This is a genomic window from Nonomuraea sp. NPDC049655 (assembly GCF_044465465.1).
Classification (GTDB): Bacteria; Actinomycetota; Actinomycetes; order Streptosporangiales; family Streptosporangiaceae; genus Nonomuraea.
This window is the reverse complement of sequence record NZ_JBITLS010000002.1, coordinates 868,943-890,644: the sequence shown is the minus strand read 5'-3', so window position 1 is coordinate 890,644 and position 21,702 is coordinate 868,943. Positions and strand designations below refer to the sequence as shown.

The following is a 21,702-nucleotide window of genomic DNA, read 5'->3' as shown; positions in this document are numbered from 1 at the left end:
TCCTTTCCGTCACGCCGGCCTCGCTGCGCCTCGGCGCTTACGCAGGACGATCGCCATGCGGTCGGGGGAGTCGGTCACGGCGTCGACGTCGTCGGCCAGGGCGGTCAGCACCATCCAGGCGAAGTCGTCGCGCTTGGGGGCGGAGCTGCCGACGGTGGCCACCTCGACGCTGACCTTCATCACGTCGCCGGTCAGCTCGAACTCGGCGGTCAGGTCGGTGCCCGGAACCGCCTCGCTCAGCAACATGGCGCACGCCTCGTCGACCGCGATGCGCAGATCTTCGATCTCGTCCAGGGTGAAGTCAAGCCGGGCGGCCAGGCCGGCGGTGGCCGTGCGCAGCACCGACAGGTAAGCACTCGCGGCGGGGAGCCTGATGCTCACCACGTCGCGGATGCCCGCTACACCCTCCGCACGCGTCTCGGTTTCCTCGGTCACGTTCCTCCTCGCGTTTCCGACGCCAACTGCAACTTACCGCCCCCGGGAGGTCCTTGGCGGATTCAGACTCGCCATCAACGGAAAAGGCTCTGTGCGGTCTGGACCGCACAGAGCCTTTTATGCCGTTTAGGCGGCCTTGGTCTCCCAGAAGATCTTGGAGATCTCGTCGATCTTGGCCAGGAGCTCGTCGGCCTTGCCGCCGTCGACGGTGCCCTTGGCGGCCGCGGCGCCCGCCAGCTTGGTGGCCTCCCAGAAGAGCTGGTGCAGCTGCGGGTACTGCTCCAGGTGCGGCGGCTTGAAGTAGTCGGTCCAGAGCACCCACAGGTGGTGCTTGACCAGCTCGGCCCGCTGCTCCTTGATGATGAGCGCGCGGGTGCGGAAGACCGGGTCGTCGCTGGCCTCGTACTTCTCCATGATCGCCTTGACCGACTCGGCCTCGATCCGGGCCTGGGCGGGGTCGTAGACCCCACAGGGCAGGTCGCAGTGGGCGGAAGCGACATGCTTGGGTCGTAGCAGTCGTGCGAGCATCAGAAAGTCCTTCCTTGATGCTGAATCAGCTTGGTCCACAACCGACCTTACTCGGGTCCCAACGCCTGTGGAGTAGGGGGTCTCTGCCCATGAGAGTGCGTGTCGAGGGCGATTCGATGCGTCCGGCGCTGGTCCCCGGCGACTGGCTCCTCGTCCGCCGGGGGGCCGCCGTCCATCCGGGCGACCTCGTCGTGGCCCGGCTGCCCGGCGACCCCGATCAGCTCATCGTGAAACGCGCCCAGTGGCACGGCGAGGGCGGCTGGTGGCTGGAGAGCGACAACCAGCGCGCCGGCGGGCGCCGCGACAGCTGGGACTTCGGGCCGGTCGAGGAGATCGTCGGGCGCGTCGTGCTGCGCTACTGGCCGCTGGTGCGCCGCGGATGACCCCTCAGAGGCCCCCTCAGCCCTCCTGGGCGTTCCTGCGGCGCCGGTAGGCCGCCACGTTGGCGCGCGTGGCGCAGCGGGGGGAGCAGTAGCGGCGGGAGCGGTTGGAGGAGGTGTCGAGGAAGGCGCGGGCGCAGCGCGGCTCGTGGCAGCGGCCCAGCCGGTCGGCGCCCACCTCGGCGACGACGGCCGCCAGGCCCATCACCGCGCTGGCGGCGGAGTCCTCGGCCAGGTGGAGGTGCCAGCCCTGGCCGTCGTGGTCCGACAGCCGCGGGTGCACCGGATAGCGCACGAGCAGGGCGTTGAGACGCTCGGCCACCGCGCGCGCGTCGCCCGCGACGTCGAACACGGCGGCCAGCTCGGCGCGCAGGGCGGTCAGCTCCGGGGGAGGGGCGGGATCGTTGATCAGTCGGACCGCCCACTCTGCGTAAGAGGTCAGGTCCATGCGGGAGTATTACACGAGTCGCCGGGCCCCCGGCACCTCCGGGGGCCCGGACGGCTCACTCCTCCGGGTGCAGCACCCGGTGCAGGAACGCGCGGGTGCGCTCGTGCCGCGGGTCGCCGATCACCTGGGCGGGGTCGCCGTCCTCGACGACGACGCCGCCGTCCATGAAGACCACCCGGTCGGCCACCTGGCGGGCGAAGCCCATCTCGTGGGTGACCACGAGCATGGTCATGCCCTCCTCGGCCAGCTTGCGCATGACCGTGAGCACGTCGCCGACCAGCTCGGGGTCGAGCGCCGAGGTGGGCTCGTCGAACAGCATCAGGTCGGGGTTCATGGCCAGCGCCCTGGCGATGGCCACCCGCTGCTGCTGCCCGCCGGACAGCTGGGTCGGGTAGGAGTCGCACTTGGCGCCGACGCCCACCTTCTCCAGGTTCTCCCGGGCCACGACCTCGGCCTCCCGCCTGCCGCGCTTGAGCACGCGCTGCTGGGCGATCATGACGTTCTGCAGCGCGGTCATGTGCGGGAACAGGTTGAACTGCTGGAAGACCATCCCGATGCGGCGTCGTACGGCGTCGATGTCCACGTCGGGGTCGGTCACCTCCACGCCCTGCACGAACACCTTGCCCTTGGTGGGCTCCTCCAGCAGGTTCACGCAGCGCAGCAGCGTGGACTTGCCCGAGCCGGACGGCCCGATGACGCACACCACCTGGCCCGGCTCGACCGTCATGTCGATGCCCTTGAGCACTTCGTTCTGGCCGAAGTACTTGTGCAGCTCTCGTAGCTCGATGGCGTGCGTCATTGGCTCCTCCGCTTACGCCCCTCAAGCCGGGACGCGAGGTAGCCCAGCGGGATCGTGACGATCAGGTACGTCACGCCGGCGACCATGATGGGCGTGGCGTTGGCGTACTGGGAGGCCAGGTCGTTGCCGAACTTGGCCAGCTCGACGTACTCGCCGGAGACGCCCAGGAACAGCACCAGCGAGGAGTCCTTGAGCAGGGACACGAACTGGTTGGTGGTCGGCGGGATCACCATGCGGATGGCCTGCGGGATGACCACCGTCACCTGCGCCCGGGTCGCCGACATGCCGAGCGACCTGGCGGCCTCCGTCTGGCCCTTGGGGACCGCCTGCAGGCCCGCCCGGAAGACCTCCGCCTGGTAGGCGGCGCCGACCAGGCCGAGGCCCAGGATGCCCTGTCCGTACGTGCCGAACGGCACCTCGAACCCGGGCAGCGCGAGCGGCAGGAAGGTGATCATCAGGAAGATGAGCAGCGCCGGCAGGCCGCGGAAGATCTCGATGTAGACGGTCGCGATCCACCGGTACGGCCGCACCTGCGACAACCGCATGAGCGCGAGCAGCAGCCCGAGCACGAACGCGAAGACGAAACCGCCCACCGTGTAGATGATCGTGTTGCGCAGCGCGATCGTGAACAGGTCGGGCAGCGCCTGCTTGGCCACGTCGACCTTGGCGAAGTTCTGGGCGAGGCTGGCCCAGTCGGCGTACAGGACGACAGCGACGAGCACGGCGGCCAGCACGACGTACTGGACGGCCCGCGTGATCCGCTGTTTCTTCCGAGGGCTGAGCCCGGCCCGGCCGGGCTCAGCGGTCTTCGGCTGGTCGGCCATGGATCAGCCCAGCTCGCCGGGCTTCTTGCCGAACCACTTCACGTAGATCTTCTCGTAGTTCCCGTCCTGCTTGGCCTTGGTGATCTCTTCGTTGATCGTCTTGAGCAGGGTCGGGTCGGCGCCCTTCTTCAGGCCGATGCCGTACTGCTCGCCGGTGTCCAGGCTGGCGATCAGCTCGAACTTCTCGGCGATCTCGGGCTTCTTCAGCCAGGTCAGCACCACGGGAAGGTCCTGGACGATCACGTCGGCCTGCCCGGCCTGCAGGGCCAGCAGCTCCTTGGCCGAGTCGGCGTACTCGGTGGGGTTGAGGCCCTGCTTCTTGACGTAGTCGAGGCCGGTCGTGCTGGCCTGCGCGCCCAGCTTGAGGTTCTTGGCCTTGACGTCCTCGAGGGACTTGGCGCCCGACCCCTTCTTGGCCAGCAGCGCCTGGGTGGCGTCGAAGTAGGGCTCGGAGAAGTCGATGTTCTGCTTGCGCTCGTCGGTGATCGTCATGCCGGCGGCGGCCACGTCGCACTTGCCCGCGGCCATGGCGGCGCCACTCTTGATCACCGCGAAGTCGATGTCCACGATGTTCTGGGTCACGCCGAGCTTCTTCGCGGCGAGGTCGACGATGTCCACGTCGAACCCGACGATCTTGCCGCTGTCGTCCTTGAACTGGAACGGCTCGTACGGGATGTTCGTGCAGACCGTGAGCTTGCCGGGCTGGACGAGCTTCACGCCGCCGGCCGCGGAGGCGCTCGCGCCGGTCGTGCTGCCGGAGGAGCCTCCGGTGTCGCTGCCACAGGCGCTGAGGGCGAGAGCGGCGGTCAGGGCGAGCGCGCCGACAGCGTAGCCACGGCGGCCCTTGGGGCTGAGGGCCATGTACGGCCTCCTCGAAAGAGTTATGCCACGTAACTTGCGTTTTGTGCAGTTTAAATGGGGTTTAGCTGCGGTCCGTCATCCCGCGTTTAACGATGCGTCAACGGAACGGCGTCGGCTCCGACACCATCGACCATCTCACCATGTGGCACTATGGGGAGACGGGTGACCCCCGTAACCCCTCAGAGACGACCGACGAGGGGGAGCTTGGCAGCTACCGAAGCCAGCCCACTCGCGCTCGTACGCCGAAGGTCTCTTCCGCTCCGATGAATACAGGGGTCGCTGTGTCTGCCACGCCCGCTTCTGCTTCCGTCGAACCGCTCGACCTCGATCCGGCCTTCGCGCTCCACCGCGGGGGCAAGCTGGAGGTCCGCTCGACCATTCCCGTCCGCGACGCCGACGACCTGTCGCTCGCCTACACGCCCGGCGTCGCGCGGGTCTGCACCGCCATCGCCGAGACGCCTTCGCTGGTCAACGACTACACCTGGGTCTCCAACGTGGTCGCCGTCGTCACCGACGGCACCGCCGTGCTCGGCCTGGGCGACATCGGGCCGTCGGCCGCCATGCCCGTCATGGAGGGCAAGGCGTTGCTGTTCAAGGAGTTCGGAAACGTCGACGCCGTCCCGATCTGCCTCGACTGCACCGACGTCGACGCGCTGGTCGAGACCGTCGTGCGCCTCGCGCCGTCGTTCGGCGGCGTCAACCTGGAGGACATCAGCGCCCCGCGCTGCTTCGAGGTCGAGGACCGGCTGCGCGACCTGCTCGACATCCCGGTCTTCCACGACGACCAGCACGGCACCGCCATCGTCGCCCTGGCCGCCCTGCGCAACGCCGCCCGCCTGACCGGCCGCGCGCTCGGCGACCTGCGCGCCGTCGTGGCCGGCGCGGGCGCGTCCGGCGTCGCCGTCACCCGCATCCTGCTGGGCGCCGGCATCGGCGACATCGCGGTCGCCGACTCCAAGGGCATGATCTACGAGGGCCGCGAAGGGCTCAACCCGGTCAAGGAGGCCCTGGCCCGCGAGACCAACCGGACCGGCCACACCGGCTCCACCGAGGAGGCCCTGGCCGGCGCCGACGTCTTCCTCGGGCTGTCCGGCTCGACCGTCTCCGAGGCGGCCATCGCGTCCATGGCGCCCGACGCCATCGTCTTCGCGCTGTCCAACCCGACCCCGGAGGTCCATCCCGAGGTGGCCGCCAGGCACGCCAGGGTGGTCGCCACCGGGCGCTCCGACTTCCCCAACCAGATCAACAACGTCCTGGCCTTCCCGGGGGTCTTCCGCGGCGCCCTCGACGTGCGGGCCACGACGATCACCGAGAACATGAAGGTGGCCGCCGCCGAGGCGCTGGCCGCCGTCGTCGGCGACGACCTGTCGGCCACGTACGTCATCCCGAGCCCGTTCGACCGGCGGGTGGCCCCCGCGGTGACCGCCGCCGTGGCCGCCCAGGCCCGCGCCGACGGCGTCGCGCGCCTCTGATCCACCGTCACGAGCGGGGGCTGATCGGCCCCCGCTCGCTCGTTCTCCCGCTTCCGCCCAGGTCAGCAGGCATTGCGGTTTCCCGCCCCCGGCATGGGTAGGTGAGTTCCCCGTCCAGGTGAGCCGGATCCAGATCCTGATCCCGAGCAGGACTGGCGAAGGGATTGCGATGGAGTTCGCGTGACCTTTGGGAACTGCCGAAAAGCCTTTACGCAACGTGCTATAAAAATAGCTCTCTGTAAGGATGTGGGCGCCGACTCCTGTGACGAGGAGAGCGATGGAACGCGAGCCTAACCGACTGCTCCAGCAGCTCATCGCCGAGGCGGGTTTCTCCCACAAGGGATTGGCCAGGCGCCTCAACGATCTGGGAGCCGCGCGCGGCACCCCGGGCCTGAAGTACGACCACAGCTCTGTGCTGCGGTGGATCGGGGGTCAGAAGCCACGGGATCCCGTCCCGTGCCTGCTCACGGAGATATTCGCGCTGCGGCTCGGCCGCCCGGTGAGCTCGGAGGACCTGGGCATGCCGACCAACATCACGCCCCTCGATCTCGGTCAGGAGTTCACCCACACGTGGCAGGAGGGGGTCGCGACCGTGACGGCGTTGTGGCGGGCCGACGTGGAGAGACGGAGGTTTCTGATCGACTCCACCTTCGCGATCGGAGCAGGCTCCGTCGGAGCCATACGCTGGCTGACGGCGCCTCCGGAAGGGCGTCCCAGCGGCACCGGGGCGCGCCGGGTGGGCAGGGCCGACATCGCCGCGATCCACGAGGTGACCCGGTCCTTCGGCGAGCTCGACAACCGCTTCGGCAGCGGCCGGGTGCGCTCGTCCGTCGTGAAGTACCTCGACACCGCCGTCTCCCCCCTGCTCAAGGACGGCAGCTACGGTGAGTCCACCGGCAAGCAGCTGGCCGCCGCGGCCGCCGAGCTGACCCGCCTGGCCGGCTGGATGGCCTACGACATGGAGCAGCACGGCCTGGCCCAGCGCTACCTCATCCAGGCCCTCCGCCTGGCCAGGGGCGCCGACGACCACACCCTGGGCGGCGAGATCCTGGCCGGCATGGCCCACCAGGCCATCTACATGGGCCAGCCGGCCCACGCCCTCGACCTGGCCAGGGCGGCCCAGCTCGCCGCCCGGCGGGCCGGCGTCCAGACCCTGCTGTCCTCCGCGCAGGTGCTGGAGGCCCACGCGCACGCGGGTCTCGGCGACCCCAGGTCCTGCGGGGCCTCCCTGCACCAGGCCGAGCTGGCCTTCGACGCCCGCAGGCCCACCGAGGAGCCGCGCTGGCTCAGCTACTTCGACGAGGCCTACCTGTCGGCCAAGTTCGCCCACTGCTTCCGCGACCTGGGGGAGGGCGAGCGCACGGTGCGGCTGGCGCGGCGCTCCCTCGACATGGACACCCGGTACGTGCGGGGGCGCATGTTCAACCTGTCCCTGCTGGCGGCCGGGCTGCTGGAGTGCGGCGAGCTGGAGGAGGCGTGCCAGGCGGCGGGCAACGCGCTGGCGCTGGCGGGCGAGCTGCAGTCGGCGCGGTCGCGGTCGTACGCGGCGGACCTGCGGCGGCGGCTGGAGCCCTACAAGAACGAGCGGGCCGTGATGGCGCTGCGGGAGCGTACGCGCGAGCTCACGTCCGTGTGACGGCTCCGGGACGGCTCCCGGAGCGGCTTCGCGACGCTTCGGGACGGGCGAAGCCCCGGGCCGTCTCTTCGGCGGTCCCGGGGCTTCGGCGTCGCTAGTCGAGCAGTTCGCCGTTCGGGCCGACGATGCTCTTGGTCTCGGCGTAGTTGGCCTTGTTGTAGACGTCGGCCACCTCGCCGTCGAAGTAGGCGGAGCTGATGAAGTCGATCCGGTCGTTGCCGTCCTGGTCGTGGAACATGCTCGTCACGCCGTTGACGTAACCGGTGCGCTTGCCGTTGTCGTACTTCATGAGCCAGGGGCCGCCGTCGGCGCCGGGGGTCATGGAGCACTTGAGCACCTGGTGCTCCTCGACCCGGAAGGTGTTGACCTGGTACGTCTTGGTGCCGGTCGTGCCGGAGCACCACTTGGGGGTCACGCCGGTGTAGGGCTTGTCGCCGTCGGGGTGGGGGGCGGCGGGGTAGCCGAAGACGGTGACCTTCTGGCCGCGCGGCTGGTTCCACGCGAAGCCCTGCCCGCCGACGACGTCCCCGAGCCGGCCCATGTCCTTGGCCTTGGCGTTGTCCGGGAAGATGAAGTACGCGTCGTGGAAGTACTTGGTCGAGCTGCTGACCTTGTACCACTGGACGACGTAGTACTGGGTCAGCCAGTAGTCGCCCAGGTTGTCCTTCCAGACCTTGCCGAGCACCTTGCCCTGAGCCTTCTCGTCAAGCTTCTGCTTGTACTGGGCCTCAGTGAGGGCGGTGTTCTTGGTGGCGCCCTTGTCGCCGTTCTTCCACAGGGCGGGGTTCTCGTTGGCGGCGGGGGCGGCAGCGTACTGGCCCTCCGTCACCTCGACCTCGTCCACGGTGGGGACGGAGTCCTCGAAGTTGCCGCCGGCCGCGTCCTTGGAGGTCACGTTGTCGGCGCGGAAGCCACCGTTGGGGCCGTACTTGTCCAGGCCCTCCTTGTACTGCTGCTCGGCGGTCTTCCCACCCGGGATGTCCTTGAGCTCGGTGGACTTGACGTCCTTCTTGCCGTCGAACTTGTCGAACTCCGACTTCAGCACCTGCTTGCCCTCGGCCTGTTCGGCGACCAGGGAGAAGCCGTTGTGGACCGCGACGAAGGCGAAGTCGCCGTCGTAGTCGTCGTAGGTGTCGAGGTCGTAGGACGTGAAGGCGTAGGCGCCGACGTAGACGCCCCAGGGAGCCTTGCCCTGGTAGTAGCCGGGCACGAAGATCCACTTGGCGTAGACGTCCTTGCCGGTCTCGTACACACAGTGGCCGGCGGTCGCCACGAGGTTGCGGTTGCGAGCCTGGATGGAGGTGGCCGAGCACCAGCGGTAGCGGCCCGCGTGGTCGACGAAGAACACCTTGCCGATGGTCTTGGGCAGGTTGACGTTCTTGCTGGCCGTGGGCTTCGGCGTGCCGGTGGGAGCGGTCAGGCCGGGCTTGCCGTCGGGGGCGCCGTCCTTGCTCTGCGTGGCGACCAGCTTGGAGACGTTCTTGGCGTCCCAGTTGTACTGCGTCGCCTTGCGCAGGGCCGCGCCGTTCGCGCCCAGCCAGAACTTGGCGGTGCTGTACGCGTCGGCGGGCTTGGGCATCAGGTTGTCGGTGACCCAGTCAGGGGCGGCACTGGACGGCTGGGCAAGGAGTGCGGCGCTCAAGCCGGCGGCGGCGAGGGGGATGAGCAGGCGCTTCAAGGGAGGCTCCACGAAGTTGTCAAGAAGGGCGTCAAAACCCTATCGACCCTCTTGTCGCTCTGGTAAGGGATCGTCTCAGTTTTCGCCAGAAAAGGCCGAAGGGCCCGGCAAGTGCCGAGCCCTTCGGGTGAAGCTAGGTTGAGCGGAGGTTTGGACCCTCAGCCCGGTATCCGTCCGAAGATCAGCTGTCGGCCTTCGGAAGGATGGTGCCCGACCACACGTTCGCCGCGGCGGCGTAGACCGAGTTGGTCTCACCGTCGAAGTACGGCGAGGACATGTAGTCCCAGCGGTCGTTGTTGTCCGTGTCGTACAGAACGCTGGTCACGCCGTTGACGTAGCCCATGCGCTTGGCGTTGCTGTACTTGAGGAGCCACGGGGCGCCGTTGTAGCCGCCGGTGACGGCGCACTTCAGCGAGATGTGCTCTTCGATCTTCAGGCTCGGGACCTTGGTCGCCTTCGCGCCGGTCTTGCCGTAGCACCACTTCGGCGTAACGCCGGAGTAGGGCTTCGAGCCGTCGGGGTGCTTGGCGTAGGGGTAGCCGAAGGTACGGACGTACTTACCGGTGGGCTGGTTCCACGCGAAGCCCTGGCCACCGACGTTGTCGCCGAGGCGACCCGTGTCGGTCAGGGACAGGTCCCCACCCGGGTAGATGAAGAACGAGTCGTGGAAGTACTTGGTCGCGCTGCTGACCTTGTACCACTGGATGACGTAGTACTGGGTCAGCCAGTAGTCGCCCAGGTTGTCCTTCCAGACCTTGCCGAGCACCTTGCCCTGAGCCTTCTCGTCAAGCTTCTGCTTGTACTGAGCCTCGGTGAGCGGGGTGTTCTTGGTGGCGCCCTTGTCGCCGTTCTTCCACAGGCCGGGGTTCTCGTTGGCGGCGGGGGCGGCAGCGTACTGGCCCTCCGTCACCTCGACCTCGTCCACGGTGGGAACGGAGTCCTCGAAGTTGCCGCCAGCCGGCTCCTTGGAGGTCACGTTCTCGGCGCGGAAGCCACCGTTGGGGCCGTACTTGTCCAGGCCCTCCTTGTACTGCTGCTCAGCGGTCTTCCCACCGGGGATGTCCTTGAGCTCGGTGGACTTGACTTCCTTCTTGCCCTCGAACTTGTCGTACTCGGCCTTGGTGACCTGGTGCGACTCAACCTTGCTGTAGTTGAGGTTGACACCGTTGTAAACGGTGACGAACGCGTAGTCGCGGTCGAAGTCCTCGTAGTTCGAGAAGTCGTAGTGCGTGAAGGCCTGCTTGCCCACGTAGATGCCCCACGGGGTCTTGCCCTGGTAGTAACCCGGGACGAACACCCAGCGGGAGACGACCTCGTCGTTGGCGGCGATGTCGTACACGCAGTGACCAGCCGTCGCAACCAGGTTGCGGTAGTTCGACTGGATGGAGGTGCCGGAGCACCAGTACAGCTTGCCGTCGCGACCCTCGAAGAAGACCTTGCCGATGGACTTCGGCAGGTTCACGTTCTGGGACTTGACCGTGACGGTCTTCTCGGCGCCGATCGGCGGGGTGGAGCCGGGCTTGCCGTCAGCGACGTACCCGCCCTTCTGCACGATCTTCTTGACGTCCTTGTTGTCCCAGTAGTAGGCCGTGGCCTGCCGCAGGGCAGCGTTGTCGGACTTGGTCCAGAAGTTGATGATCTCAGCAGCCTTCTGCTGGCTGGCAGCCAGAGCGGCGGCGTCGACGTCCGGGTCGGCCTGAGCGGCACCGGCGAGGCCGGCGGCCAGCAGACCAGTGGCCAGAATGGCGCCACCGGCGGGGAGGAGGATGCGCTTCAAGGTAACTCCTTGCGCTGTCGTGGAACGCCTCTTGCGTCCCATGCGTCAGTAAAGGGATAGCCAGGAACATACAGTGTCGATCTTGAAGTCGGGTAGCCGCTTTGAGAGGAAAAGATGCGACAAGCCGGGCGTTATCGTTCTGTGATGTTTAGGGCGTTGTGGCGCAGGAGTCGGGGGAAGTCGGGCTTGAGGGCGTTTGCCCTGATCAACATGAACGAGGGGCGGGTGCCGGTTGCGGGGTCGCCGCTCGGCCTTGATCGGGTCCGCGAGAGCAGTGTGACGCAGATCACATCGGCCTGATGGCACCGTTTCGGCGTCGCATGCGTCCAAACGCCTTCACTTTCCGGCCCGGAAAGGCCGAAGGGCCCGGCGGATGCCGGGCCCTTCGGTTGCTGACGGTTCGTACGGGCGGTCAGGACCGCCCGTCGGAAGCCGTCAATCAGACGATCTTGCCGGACCAAACGTTGGCAGCGGCCTTGTAGACGACGTTCGTCTCACCGTCGAAGTACGGCGAGGAGATGTAGTCCACGCGGTTGTTGCCGTCCTGGTCGTTGAAGGTGCTGGTGACACCGTTCACGTAACCGAGGCGCTTGGAGTTGCTGTAGTTGAGGAGCCAAGGGCCACCGTCGGCGCCCTCGGTCATGGCGCACTTGAGCGCCACGTGCTCCTCGATCTTCTTGGCGGCCGAACCGACCAGCTTCTTGGTGGTCTTGCCGTAGCACCACTTCGGCGTGATGCCGGTGTAGTTCTTGTGGCCGTCGGGGTGCGGCGCGGCCGGGTAGCCGAACACGCGGACGTACTTGCCCGTGGGCTGGTTCCAGGCGAAGCCCTGGCCGCCGACGTTGTCGCCGAGGCGACCGGCGTCCTTGGCCGCGACGTCTCCACCGGTGTAGATGAAGAACGAGTCGTGGTAGTACCGGGTCGTCTTGGTGACCTTGTACCACTGGACGACGTAGTACTGGGTCAGCCAGTAGTCGCCCTGGCTGTCCTTGTAGACCTTGCCGAGAACCTTGCCCGCAGCCTTCTCGTCAAGCTTCTGCTTGTACTGAGCCTCGGTGAGCGGGGTGTTCTTGATGGCACCCTTGTCGCCGTTCTTCCACAGGCGGGGGTTCTCGTTGGCGGCGGGGGCGGCGTTGTACTGGCCCTCGGTCACCTCGACCTTGTCGACCGTGGGGATCGCGTCGGTGAAGTTACCGCCGGAGGCCTCCTCGGTCGTGGTGGTCTCGGCGCGGAAGCCACCGTTGGGGCCGTACTTGTCCAGGCCCTCCTTGTACTGCTGCTCGGCGGTCTTGCCGCCGGGGATGTCCTTGAGCTCGGTGGACTTGACGTCCTTCTTGCCCTCGAACTTGTCGAACTCCGACTTGAGGACCTGCTTCTCCTGGACCGCGCTGGTCGAGAGGGAGACGCCGTTGTACACGGTCACGAACGCGTAGTCGCGGTCGTAGTCCTCGTACACGTCGAAGTCGTAGTGGGTGAAGGCCTGCTTGCCCACGTAGATGCCCCAGGGAGCCTTGCCCTGGTAGTAACCGGGGACGAAGACCCACTTGGACATGACATCGGCGTTGGCGCCGGTGTCGTAGACGCAGTGACCGGCCGTGGCGACCAGGTTGCGGTACTTCGACTGGAGCGAGGTGGCGGAGCACCACTTCTTCTCGCCCTTGCCGTTGACGAAGAACACCTTGCCGATGGTCTTCGGCATGTTGACGTTCTGCGTCTTGGCGGTGGTCTTCTTCTCCTCACCAATCGGGGCAGTGGTGCCCGGCTTGGTGTCGGCGCTGTAGCCGCCCTTGCTCTGCAGCTTGGCGACGTCCGCCTTGTCCCAGACGTTGGACTCGGTGGCGGCCCGGAGGGCGGCACCGTTGTTCTCGGCCCAGAAACCGGCGATCGCCTTCGCGTTGGCCGCGCTCGCCGCCATCGCGTCGGTGGAGATGTCGCTGTCGGCCGAGGCCGTACCGGCGAGGCCGGCGGCCAGGAGGCCGGTAGCCAGGATGGCGCCACCGGCGGGGATGAGGATGCGCTTCAAGGGAACTGCTCCTTGGTCTGTCGTGGGTCGCAACATGCGTCCCATGCGTCAGTAAAGGGATAGCAAGGAACATAGCCAGTGATCTCCGCAGGTGAAAGCCGTTCTGAGGGGATCGGTAAGGGGCGTTTTCGCCGTTATCGTGCTGTTATCTGTCAGAGGCTTTGGCGTGACGTTACCGGAAGGTGATGTTTTCGCTGGACCTGTAGGGGATTCGGCGGTCGGGACGAAAGTTCCGTTAGGGGCTCGTTGCGCTGTGTGACTGGATGAATGTGATCCAGATCACAGGAACCAGATTGGGGCCCCATCCGTCTAAATCGGCCCGTCACTCACAGGTGATCTTCAGGTTCGGCTCAGGATCCCTCAGGTTTCGACAATCTGCCCGTTTTTGTAGGGGGTCCGGACCCAACAAGCCATGCGTGCTATGCAGCTATTTGGGGTGTTTGTCGCTTTTGGGTATGGCGAAGCGAGGGGCGGCGGCAGCCGCGACCCTGAAGCGTCAGGGGAGAAGGATGGTGCGGACCGTCCGCCAGGAGGCTGTGTCGGCTGCGTTGAGCAGGCCCAGTCTGGGGACGGACGGGCTGTACGGGGTGGCGTCGAGGTGGCGGGCGGCGCCGCCGGCCTCCGTCAGCAGCAGGACGCCCGGCGCGTGGTCCCAGGGGAGCGTCCGGTGGAACAGCAGGAAGTCCTGGTCGCCGTTCAGGAGGCGGGGATAGTCCACGCCGGCGCACTTCGTGCCAGGGGTGAGGGCGGCGAAGCGGGGTTCGGCCGCCGCCACGTGGGCCTTGGCGTCGTCGTCCAGGAAGCGGGTGAGGACGGCGCCGCGCAGCCGGGCGGGGTCGGCGGGAGGCGCGGCGCGGTGGACGGGGATGCCGTTCCGCCAGGCTCCGGAGCCGAGCTCGGCGACGTAGACGTCGTCCTCGGCCGGCCGCACGATCCAGGACGCGACCGTCTGGCCCGACCGGACCAGGGCTGCCATCACCGCGTACTCGGGGCGGCCCGCGACGAAGTTGGCCGTGCCGTCCAGGGGGTCGACCAGCCAGGCGGTGGGGGCGTCGTGCAGGGCGGACAGGAGCGCGGGGTCCGCGGAGGCCGCCTCCTCGCCGACTACGGGGGCGTCCAGGAGGTCGCGGAGGCGGCGGCTGATCAGCTCCTCGGCCTCGCGGTCGGCCACGGTGACCACTTCGCCCGGTGTCTTCTCCGAGACGTCACCGGCGGCGAGGGCGCGGAACCGGGGGAGGATCGCGATCTCGGCGGTCTCGCGAAGGATCTCGGTCACCGCGTCGATCAGCATGGGGCCCATGCTAGACATCGGGTGCTATGGGGTTGAAGGGGGCCTTCGTCCGTGGGTGCGGTTGATCGGGCATGGATGGGAGACGTGCCGGTTCTGGTGCTCCCCTGTGCGTCGGCGGGGCCGCCCCTGCTCGTTTCGGTCCTTGGGCCTTGATTTCGGGCAGGGGCGGCTGTCGCGGTCTCTGCTAGATGGTGGCGATTCCCGCGGCGCGCAGCTCGGTGCCGGTGAAGCGGAGCGTTCCGGCGTCGGGGTTCTTGGAGTCGCGGAGTGCGTAGGCGTCGTCGATGCCGGGGATCTGCGCGATCAGGACGCAGGTCTCCACGTGGTCGCCCGGTGGGCCGCCGCCGCGAAGTTGGGTGAAGGGCACGTCATCGAGGTTGCCGCGGTACAGGTCTGTCATGAGTGCTTCCTTTCGTCTCGTCAGCGGCCCGCGGGGGGATCGCTTGGAAGATACAAGCACTAGACATGATAGGACCTCTCCATACCTTGAATGAGGTAGTCATTTGTCCTCGTAGGTTCTGCGTCCCTTAGCGTTCTTCTATGGCCTTGGTGGACAAAAGCGACCGCATCGACCATGTCGGGCCGAACCTGGTGTGGCGGCAACTGGCCGAGGACGTCGAGGCCGACATCGCCTCCGGCCTGCTGGCCCCCGGCGCCAAGCTGCCCGCCGAGCTGGAGCTGGCGAGCCAGTACGGCGTCTCCCGGGTGACGGTCCGGCGTGCGGTCAAGGATCTGGCGGAGCGCGGCCTGCTGGTCGTCGTCCATGGGCGGGGGACGTTCGTGTCGCGCGGGTCCGCGTAGGTGGGCTTGGCGCAGGGGTGCTCGCTCCGGGGGCGCGGGCAGCCGCCTCGTCGGCGCCGGGAGGTCGTGCCCGTCAAGCGTCTGGGCCATCTGGCCGCTCATTCGCCGGTGACGGCGCCGGCGGGCGATCGCGTCGCCGTCCGGTAGTCAGCGGGCCGGCCGTGCGTCCGGCCCGCTCGTTCTACCTTGCCTGGTCACCAGCTGCGGACGCGGGGGCGGCGGCGCATGCGTTCCAGCATCGCCTCGTTGAAGGCCGCGGACACGGATGCGAACTCGCCGTCCCCGACCGCTCGGTCGACGTACGCCTTGACGTGGGGGTCGAGGGTGATCGTGACCTCCGGGGCCGTCGTGGCGGGAGCGGTCGCGGGCTCGTCCTGATCCTCGGTCATACCGACATCTTGCGCCACAAGGGCTGGCGAATCACGCCCCGAAACGCTGCAGATTCGACGGATGCCCAGCGAGCTTCCAGTGGGAGTGTCGGGAACGCGGGTGGGCATGCCGTCCGCGGTCGGGTGGGCGGTGACGGCGGGAGGTCCATGGCGCCGCAGGCGCGTGGGGTGCGCCGGTAGGCGCCTGATCGGGAAGGGGCTGAGCCCTTGTGGGCGCGGAGCGCCTTTGCTGGGGAGTCGATTCGGGGGGCGGACAGGTGAGGGCCCCGGCGGCAAGGAGCAACGCCGGGGCCCTCTCTCCCCTGGTGAGGGCTTACTTGTAGAGCTCCCCGTTAGGCCCCACGATCTTCCCCGACGGGAAGTTGGTGGCCGCCTTGTACACGGCCGCCGTCTCGCCGTCGAAGTAGGGCGAGGTGATGTAGTCGATGCGGTCGTTGCCGTCCTGGTCGGCGAAGGTGCTGGTGACACCGTTCACGTAGCCGAGGCGCTTGGCGTTGCTGTAGTTCAGCAGCCACGGCCCGCCGTCGTAGCCGGGGGTGACGGCGCACTTCAGGCCGACGTGCTCCTCGATCTTGAGCCAGGACGCGCCCACGGTCTTGGCCGTCGTCTTGCCGTAGCAGTGCTTCGGCGTGACACCGCTGTACGGCTTGTTGCCGTCGGGGTGCGGGGCCGCCGGGTAGCCGAAGGTGCGGACGAACTTGCCCGTCGGCTGGTTCCAGGCGAAGCCCTGGCCGCCCACGGCGTCGCCGAGCCGGCCGGCGTCCTTGGACAGCAGGATGTAGTAGTGGCCGCCCCAGGCGCGCTTCGGGCCGCTGAAGCGCTCGAAGTCCTTGCGGTCCACCTGCTTCACGCCGTCGAACTGGATGCCGTTGTAGACGGTGACGAACGCGTAGTCGCGGTCGTAGTCCTCGTAGTTGTCGAAGTCGTAGTGGGTGAAGGCCTGCTTGCCCACGTAGATGCCCCAGGGGGCCTTGCCCTGGTAGTAGCCCGGGACGAAGACCCAGTTGGACAGCGTGTCGCTGTTGCTGTCCGTGTCGTACACGCAGTGGCCGGCGGTGGCGACCAGGTTGCGGTTGCCCGACTGGATCGAGGTGGCCGAGCACCAGCGGAACTTGCCGGAGCCGTCGACGAAGAAGACCTTGCCGATGCTCTTGGGCAGGTTCACGTTCTGGGACGCGCCGCCCTTCTGCGCGCCGGTGGGCGCGGTCATGCCGGGACGGCCGTCGGGGTCGTAGCCGCCCTTGGAGACGACCTTCCGCACTTCCTTGGAGTCCCAGGTGTACTGCGTGGCCTGGCGGAGGGCGGCGCCGTTGGAGGCGATCCAGAAGGAGGCGATCGAGGCGGCCTGGGAGTTGCTGCCGGCCATCGGGTCGTTGGAGACACCGCCGTCGGCCTGTGCGGTGGCGGAGAGCCCGGCGGCCAGAAGGCCGGTCGCCATGACCGCGCCGCCGACGGGGAGGAGGATTCGCTTCAAGGTAACTCCAGGTTGCGCTGACAGGAGGCGCCTCTTGCACCCCGAAATTCAGCAAACGGACGACCCGGAACCTATAACGCTGACAGGGCGAATGGAAATTTTCGGTAGATCATGTCAGTGCTCCCAGCCAGCGCCGTTACCGTACCGAGATCAAAGGATCGGCTGATCACATCCCGTGATCACCTGGTTGCATGTGACTTACGTCACATTTCCCGGCGTGGTGAGTGCGGCGGCGCGTCGGTAGACCTCCGCCGTGGTCGTGTCGAAGTACGGCGACGACACCGCGTCGTAGGTGCCCTTGGCGTCCCTGTTCCAGGTCAGGCTGTTGACGCCGTTCAGGTCGCCGAGTCCGCGGGCCGCGTCGTAGTCGATCAGCCAGGGGCCGCCGCTGGCGCCGGGGCTGAAGGCGCACGGCTGGAGCCGGACGCCCTTCTGCAGGTCGAGCGCGGGAGCCACGGTCCAGTACGTGACGCTGCCCTGGCACGTCCGCAGCGTCTTGCCGTCGAACGGACGGGTGCCGTCGGGCTGCACGCCGGCCGGGAAGCCGAACGCCGTCATGGTGGCGGCCGCCGGCTTCCTGTTGATCTCCAGCCCCTGACCGCCCACGTTGTCCTGGAGGCGGCCGACGTCCTTCATCGTGTACGTGCCGTCCTTGGCCTGCTCCCAGACGAACCCGCGGTGCACGGTCACGAACGCGTAGTCGAAGTCGTAGTCGCCCTTGCCGGACCAGTCCTCGTGCATGCTGAGCGCGGCCCCCACGTAGATCCCGTCGGGCGTCTCGCCGTTGGGGCCGGGGTTGGGAACGAAGATCCAGTATTCGGCGGCCTTGGCCTGGCGGGAGTCGTACGCGCAGTGGCCGGCCGTGGCCACGACGCTGCGGTTGCGGGCGGCGACCGCGCTGGCCGAGCACCAGTACTGCTTGGCGCCGAACTTGAAGAAGACCTTGCCCATGGTCTTGCCGGCGCCCCCCTGCTTGGGCGGCACGGGCGCGATGCCCTGCGTCGCGGACGTCCGCCGCACCGCCGTCACGGGCGAGGCGGGCCCGGAGGCGGCGCCGGCCGAGGACGTCGGGGCGGCCTGCGCGCCCGGCGTGGCGGGGCTGTAGCTGTCGGCCTGCTTGAGCTGGTCGGGACGCCAGTAGTCGGCGACCTTCCTCATGTCGGCGGCGGTCTTGGCCAGCGTGACGCCGAAGACCCGGCTCGCCGGCGCGGCGTTCGCGATCCCCGTGAAGGCAGGCAGCAACAGCAGCGCGCCGCCCAGGGCGGCCGCCGCCAGTTGCCTGGCCCGGGAGATCATGAAATGCCTTTCTTAGGGTCGTAAGGGTGGATTTTTCCAGATCAACTGCCTGTATTGCAGCCCGGATAGAGATTCGTTACCTGATCAAGAGTGCACCGTGTGCGATAAGGACACCATCAGCCGATCCCTCCCGATACGCGTAAATGATCACGCGTGTCGGTCGTTGCCCCAGGTCAGAGGGCTGATAGAGGCTGCGCCTATGCACCGAATTCTCTGCATCATCGCGCTTTCCTGCGCCGCATTCGCCGCCGCTCCAGTGGCGAACGCCACGACCGGACCGCCCGATGTCCGGACGTCGCACAAGGGCCAAAGGCTTTTCCGGATCAGCGTCGGAGATCGGCAGGGCGTGCTGGAGTGCACCCCCGGCCGGGTCGCGCCGGGGCAGGTCGCGGCCTGTTCCGCTCTCGAACAGGTGGGCGGGAACCCGGCCCGTCTGAGCGGTCGTACGGGGGTCTCCTGCACCGCCGACTACGAGCCGGTGGACGTACGGGCGGAGGGCGTCTGGGACGGCGACCGCTACCGCTACTCGCAGACCTTCCCCAACGCCTGCGCCCTCGCCGTCGCCACGGGCCCGGTCTTCCGCATCTGAGGCGCGGGTCTGAGGCGTACGCCCGAGAGATCGATGACCGGGGAAGGCCCCGGATCCCGCCGAGGAGGATCCGGGGCCTCGACTGCCGGGCCGGATCACGGCGTGTCGCCGGTCCAGCGGTTGGCGGCGGCCTTGTAGACGTCGTAGGTGTCGGTGTTGAAGTACGGCGACGAGATGTGGTCGTAGCGGTCGTTGCCGTCGGTGTCCCACGCGACGCTGTTCACGCCCACCAGGTAGCCGGTGCGTGTGGAGTTCCGGTAGTCGTAGATGAACGGGCCGCCGCCGGCGCCGGCGGTGAAGGAGCACCTGAAGCCGATCTGCTCCTGCAGGTCGTACTTCTTGGCCTCGGGCATCGGAGCCGTCCTGCCGTAGCACCACTTCATGGTGCGGCCGGTGTACGGCTTGTCGCCGTCGGGGTGCCCGCCGGCCGGGTAGCCGAAGGAGAACACGTTCAGCTTCGTGCCGCGGTTCCAGGTGAAGCCCTGGCCGCCGACGTTGTCACCGAGGCGGCCGGCGTTCTTGACGGTCCAGTGCCACCGGTTGCCGGTCTTCTCCCAGCTCACCTTGATGCCGTTGTAGACGTTGACGAACGCGTAGTCGAAGTCGTAGTCCTCCTTCACCACGAAGTCGTCGTGCGCGTTGAACGTCCTGGCGGCGTAGATGCCGTACGGCGCCTTGCCCTTCCACACGTTGTCGCCGTCCCAGTACGACGGGATGAAGATCCAGTTGTCGTAGAAGGTGTTCTTCTGGGGGTCGTAGACACAGTGGGCGGAGGTCGCCACCAGATTGCGGTACTTGCCCTGTACGGAGCTGGCCGAGCAGTACCGCCAGTTCTTCGGGTTGCGCGGGTCGGTCCGGGGCAGCGTGAAGAACACACGGCCGACCGTGTCGGGCAGGTTGACCTGCCGGCTCTTGCCCGCCTTAGCCTTCTCCCCGCCGATCGGCGGGACCGATCCGGGCGGCCCGTCGGGGGTCTGGTCGCCGCCCCTGCCGCCCCTGACACCCCTGGACGACACGTCGAGCGCGCCGTCGTGGTCGGTGGCGAGCTTGATGCGGTCCGGCGTCCAGAACTGCACGGCCTGCTCGGCGGGGGTCGCCGCGTTCCTGGACACGACGTCGGGGGCCGAGGTCGCCTCCGCCGTGGCGCCGGTGGTCGTGCCGGCGGCCAGGGCGGCGGCCACCAGCGAGGCGAGGGGGATCGCGATGCGCCTTGCTCGGGAATACATGGAACTCCTCTCGGTTCTCGGCGGCCCAGAGCGGGGTGCTGCGCCCTGGTGGGCCAGGAAAACGTTGAGCACGCTAATGAATGGCGCAACCCGTCAGCCAGAAAGCGGCGCGAAAAGGTCGGTTCCGGCCCCGTTTTGTTATGGAAATAGCGAAATCACATGTATTCAAAAAAGGCATCTTCGCAGGTCAAGTACACAGTGAAGAGTCTGCGACACCAGCGGTAACGCTGATTATCAAACGCCACTGCTTATCAACCGAATGTTGTTCTGGTTAGATGTCGGTATGGATCCACGCACCCCCTGTCTCATCGGCATCGCCCAACGCACCGTGCGCGAACAGCCCGGCCCGGAACCGCTCGATCTGTGGGAATCGGTCGCCCGCGAGGCGGCCGAAGACGCCCGGCTGCCCGCCGGGCGGCTCGACTCGATCCAGATCGTCCACACCGACTCCTGGCAGTACGACTCGCCCACCGGGCGGCTGGCCGAGCGCCTGGGCGCCACGCCGCGCCACACCGCCTACTCCAAGGTCAGCGGCACCGCTCCGCAGCTCCTCATCGGCGCGGCCGCGGCCCGGATCGCGGCGGGCGACCTGGACTGCGCGCTGATCACCGGGGCCGAGGCGCTGGCCACCCGGCGGGCCTACCGGCGGGCGGGCGAGCACGTGCCGTGGAGCCACGCCGCCGATCCCAAGCCGCCCTACGGCTGGGAACGGCCCCCGCACCCCGCCGAGCTGGCGCACGACCTGTTCCTGCCCGTGCACACGTACGCGATCATGGAGACCGCGCGGCGGGCGGCGGCCGGGATGACGGTCGAGGAGGAGATGCTCGACCGGGGCCGGATGATGGCGCCGATGACCGAGGTGGCCGCGGCCAACCCGTACGCGTGGCGGCGGGCCGTGCGCACGCCCGAGGAGCTGGTGAAGGGCAACCGGTTCGTCGGCTGGCCGTACACCAGGAACACCGTGGCGGTCATGGAGGTCGACCAGGCGGCGGCCGTCGTCCTGGCCTGCGCGGAGCTGGCCGACCGGTTGGGGGTGCCGGACGAGCGGCGGGTCTACCTGCGCGGCTGGGCGTACGCCGAGGACACCTGGGAGGTGGCGGCGCGGCCCGCGCTCGGCTCGTCGCAGGCGATCGGGGCCGCCGCCGAGGCCGCCTTCCGGCGCGCCGGGCTCGGCCTCGCCGACATGGACGCGCTCGACCTGTACAGCTGCTTCGCCGTCGCGTTGCGGCAGGCGTGCGACGCGATCGGGCTCGACCCGTACGACCGGCGCGGCCTGACGGTCACCGGCGGCCTGCCGTACGCCGGCGGCCCGGCCAGCGACTACGTGCTGCACTCGACGGCCACGATGGCCGGGCTGCTGCGCACGCAGTCGGGCCACGGGCTGGTGACCGGCGTGGGGATGCACCTGACGAAGCACACGTACGCGGTGTGGTCCAGCGAGCCCGGCGGGCCGCCCGGGGACGCCGTCCCGGTGTTCACGGCGGCCGGGGTGCCCGTCGTGGGCTCGTACGCCGGGCCCGCCACCGTGGCCGGCTACACGGTCGCGCACGGCCCGGACGGCGAGCCGGACAAGGGCATCCTCGTCGTCGACCTGCCGACCGGCGGGCGGGCGCACGCGCACGTGCTGGAGCCGGAGCTGCTGGCCGACGCCATGTCCCGGGAGCTCGTGGGGCAGCGGGTCGACTTGGTCGCGGGCGACGGGCCCAACGTGGCCACCTGGTGATCCCGCCGAGGTTGTGAAGTTGTGACCTCATGCGGCGACTTCGCCGGGTTCG

At 68.2% G+C, this 21,702-nt stretch carries 21 protein-coding genes; 6 read left to right on the top strand and 15 right to left on the bottom strand.

The features are described 5' to 3' along the window. Positions 1-9: 9 nt before the first annotated feature. Together ACIBQ6_RS09510 and sodN are read right to left on the bottom strand one after the other, a co-directional pair. Positions 10-435 carry an anti-sigma factor gene (locus ACIBQ6_RS09510; RefSeq protein WP_352352342.1) on the bottom strand — a complete coding sequence of 142 codons (426 nt, stop codon included), beginning with the start codon at positions 433-435 and terminating at the stop codon, positions 10-12. Positions 436-561: 126 nt separating this feature from the next. Then, positions 562-963, bottom strand: a complete 402-nt coding sequence (sodN, locus tag ACIBQ6_RS09505; RefSeq protein WP_352331376.1) for a superoxide dismutase, Ni — start codon at positions 961-963, stop codon at positions 562-564. Positions 964-1,052: 89 nt separating this feature from the next. Here sodN and ACIBQ6_RS09500 point away from each other — a divergent pair, with 89 nt between their 5' ends. Then, positions 1,053-1,346, top strand: coding sequence for a S24 family peptidase (locus ACIBQ6_RS09500; protein ID WP_397210913.1), 294 nt, complete (start codon positions 1,053-1,055; stop codon positions 1,344-1,346). A 16-nt stretch (positions 1,347-1,362) separates the two neighbouring features. Here ACIBQ6_RS09500 and ACIBQ6_RS09495 read toward each other — a convergent pair whose 3' ends face one another. The 4 genes from ACIBQ6_RS09495 to ACIBQ6_RS09480 are packed head-to-tail and all read right to left on the bottom strand — an operon-like array spanning position 1,363 to position 4,275. Then, positions 1,363-1,791 (bottom strand): CGNR zinc finger domain-containing protein, encoded by a 429-nt coding sequence (locus ACIBQ6_RS09495; RefSeq protein ID WP_397164400.1) that lies wholly within the window; start codon positions 1,789-1,791, stop codon positions 1,363-1,365. Between the two features lie 55 nt (positions 1,792-1,846). Continuing rightward, positions 1,847-2,590, bottom strand: a complete 744-nt coding sequence (locus ACIBQ6_RS09490; protein WP_352352340.1) for an amino acid ABC transporter ATP-binding protein — start codon at positions 2,588-2,590, stop codon at positions 1,847-1,849. Beyond that, complete coding sequence (locus tag ACIBQ6_RS09485; protein ID WP_358288969.1) at positions 2,587-3,414, bottom strand: amino acid ABC transporter permease; 828 nt, start codon at positions 3,412-3,414, stop codon at positions 2,587-2,589. Before ACIBQ6_RS09485 ends, ACIBQ6_RS09490 begins: the two co-directional genes overlap by 4 nt. A 3-nt stretch (positions 3,415-3,417) precedes the next feature. Further along, complete coding sequence (locus ACIBQ6_RS09480) at positions 3,418-4,275, bottom strand: ABC transporter substrate-binding protein (protein WP_397164402.1); 858 nt, start codon at positions 4,273-4,275, stop codon at positions 3,418-3,420. Positions 4,276-4,538: 263 nt separating this feature from the next. Between ACIBQ6_RS09480 and ACIBQ6_RS09475 the strand changes: the two genes are divergently transcribed. Together ACIBQ6_RS09475 and ACIBQ6_RS09470 are read left to right on the top strand one after the other, a co-directional pair. Continuing rightward, the gene (locus tag ACIBQ6_RS09475; protein WP_397210911.1) at positions 4,539-5,747 is read left to right on the top strand and encodes an NADP-dependent malic enzyme; all 1,209 of its coding nucleotides are present in this window, start codon (positions 4,539-4,541) and stop codon (positions 5,745-5,747) included. Between the two features lie 277 nt (positions 5,748-6,024). Further along, positions 6,025-7,383 carry a hypothetical protein gene (locus ACIBQ6_RS09470; RefSeq protein ID WP_358288963.1) on the top strand — a complete coding sequence of 453 codons (1,359 nt, stop codon included), beginning with the start codon at positions 6,025-6,027 and terminating at the stop codon, positions 7,381-7,383. 94 nt (positions 7,384-7,477) lie between these two features. On the opposite strand, the gene ACIBQ6_RS09465 is transcribed toward ACIBQ6_RS09470, so the two are convergent. The 5 genes from ACIBQ6_RS09465 to ACIBQ6_RS09445 form a co-directional block, all read right to left on the bottom strand. Then, positions 7,478-9,061: a trypsin-like serine peptidase gene (locus ACIBQ6_RS09465; protein ID WP_397210909.1), complete on the bottom strand. Its 1,584-nt coding sequence runs from the start codon at positions 9,059-9,061 to the stop codon at positions 7,478-7,480. A gap of 181 nt (positions 9,062-9,242) precedes the next feature. After that, on the bottom strand, positions 9,243-10,838 hold the full coding sequence (locus ACIBQ6_RS09460) for a hypothetical protein (protein WP_397164406.1): 1,596 nt from the start codon (positions 10,836-10,838) through the stop codon (positions 9,243-9,245). 439 nt (positions 10,839-11,277) lie between these two features. Next, positions 11,278-12,861: a hypothetical protein gene (locus ACIBQ6_RS09455; protein ID WP_358288955.1), complete on the bottom strand. Its 1,584-nt coding sequence runs from the start codon at positions 12,859-12,861 to the stop codon at positions 11,278-11,280. Positions 12,862-13,357: 496 nt separating this feature from the next. Then, positions 13,358-14,152, bottom strand: a complete 795-nt coding sequence (locus tag ACIBQ6_RS09450; RefSeq protein ID WP_358288953.1) for an inositol monophosphatase family protein — start codon at positions 14,150-14,152, stop codon at positions 13,358-13,360. A gap of 184 nt (positions 14,153-14,336) precedes the next feature. Beyond that, a complete protein-coding gene (locus ACIBQ6_RS09445) occupies positions 14,337-14,552 on the bottom strand; it encodes a DUF397 domain-containing protein (protein ID WP_358288950.1) in 216 nt (71 codons plus the stop codon). A 140-nt stretch (positions 14,553-14,692) separates the two neighbouring features. Between ACIBQ6_RS09445 and ACIBQ6_RS09440 the strand changes: the two genes are divergently transcribed. Further along, positions 14,693-14,953 (top strand): GntR family transcriptional regulator, encoded by a 261-nt coding sequence (locus ACIBQ6_RS09440; RefSeq protein ID WP_364330826.1) that lies wholly within the window; start codon positions 14,693-14,695, stop codon positions 14,951-14,953. A 194-nt stretch (positions 14,954-15,147) separates the two neighbouring features. Here the strand turns inward: ACIBQ6_RS09440 and ACIBQ6_RS09435 are convergent, their stop codons facing one another. The 3 genes from ACIBQ6_RS09435 to ACIBQ6_RS09425 form a co-directional block, all read right to left on the bottom strand. Continuing rightward, positions 15,148-15,342, bottom strand: a complete 195-nt coding sequence (locus tag ACIBQ6_RS09435; protein WP_397210907.1) for a hypothetical protein — start codon at positions 15,340-15,342, stop codon at positions 15,148-15,150. A gap of 313 nt (positions 15,343-15,655) precedes the next feature. Next, positions 15,656-16,816 carry a trypsin-like serine peptidase gene (locus tag ACIBQ6_RS09430; protein ID WP_397210905.1) on the bottom strand — a complete coding sequence of 387 codons (1,161 nt, stop codon included), beginning with the start codon at positions 16,814-16,816 and terminating at the stop codon, positions 15,656-15,658. Between the two features lie 198 nt (positions 16,817-17,014). Continuing rightward, on the bottom strand, positions 17,015-18,112 hold the full coding sequence (locus ACIBQ6_RS09425) for a trypsin-like serine peptidase (protein WP_397210903.1): 1,098 nt from the start codon (positions 18,110-18,112) through the stop codon (positions 17,015-17,017). A gap of 346 nt (positions 18,113-18,458) precedes the next feature. Between ACIBQ6_RS09425 and ACIBQ6_RS09420 the strand changes: the two genes are divergently transcribed. Continuing rightward, a complete protein-coding gene (locus tag ACIBQ6_RS09420) occupies positions 18,459-18,701 on the top strand; it encodes an SSI family serine proteinase inhibitor (RefSeq protein WP_397210902.1) in 243 nt (80 codons plus the stop codon). Between the two features lie 95 nt (positions 18,702-18,796). Here the strand turns inward: ACIBQ6_RS09420 and ACIBQ6_RS09415 are convergent, their stop codons facing one another. Then, on the bottom strand, positions 18,797-19,927 hold the full coding sequence (locus tag ACIBQ6_RS09415; RefSeq protein WP_397210900.1) for a trypsin-like serine peptidase: 1,131 nt from the start codon (positions 19,925-19,927) through the stop codon (positions 18,797-18,799). A gap of 283 nt (positions 19,928-20,210) precedes the next feature. Between ACIBQ6_RS09415 and ACIBQ6_RS09410 the strand changes: the two genes are divergently transcribed. Next, complete coding sequence (locus ACIBQ6_RS09410) at positions 20,211-21,650, top strand: acetyl-CoA synthetase (RefSeq protein WP_397210898.1); 1,440 nt, start codon at positions 20,211-20,213, stop codon at positions 21,648-21,650. Positions 21,651-21,702: the final 52 nt, after the last annotated feature.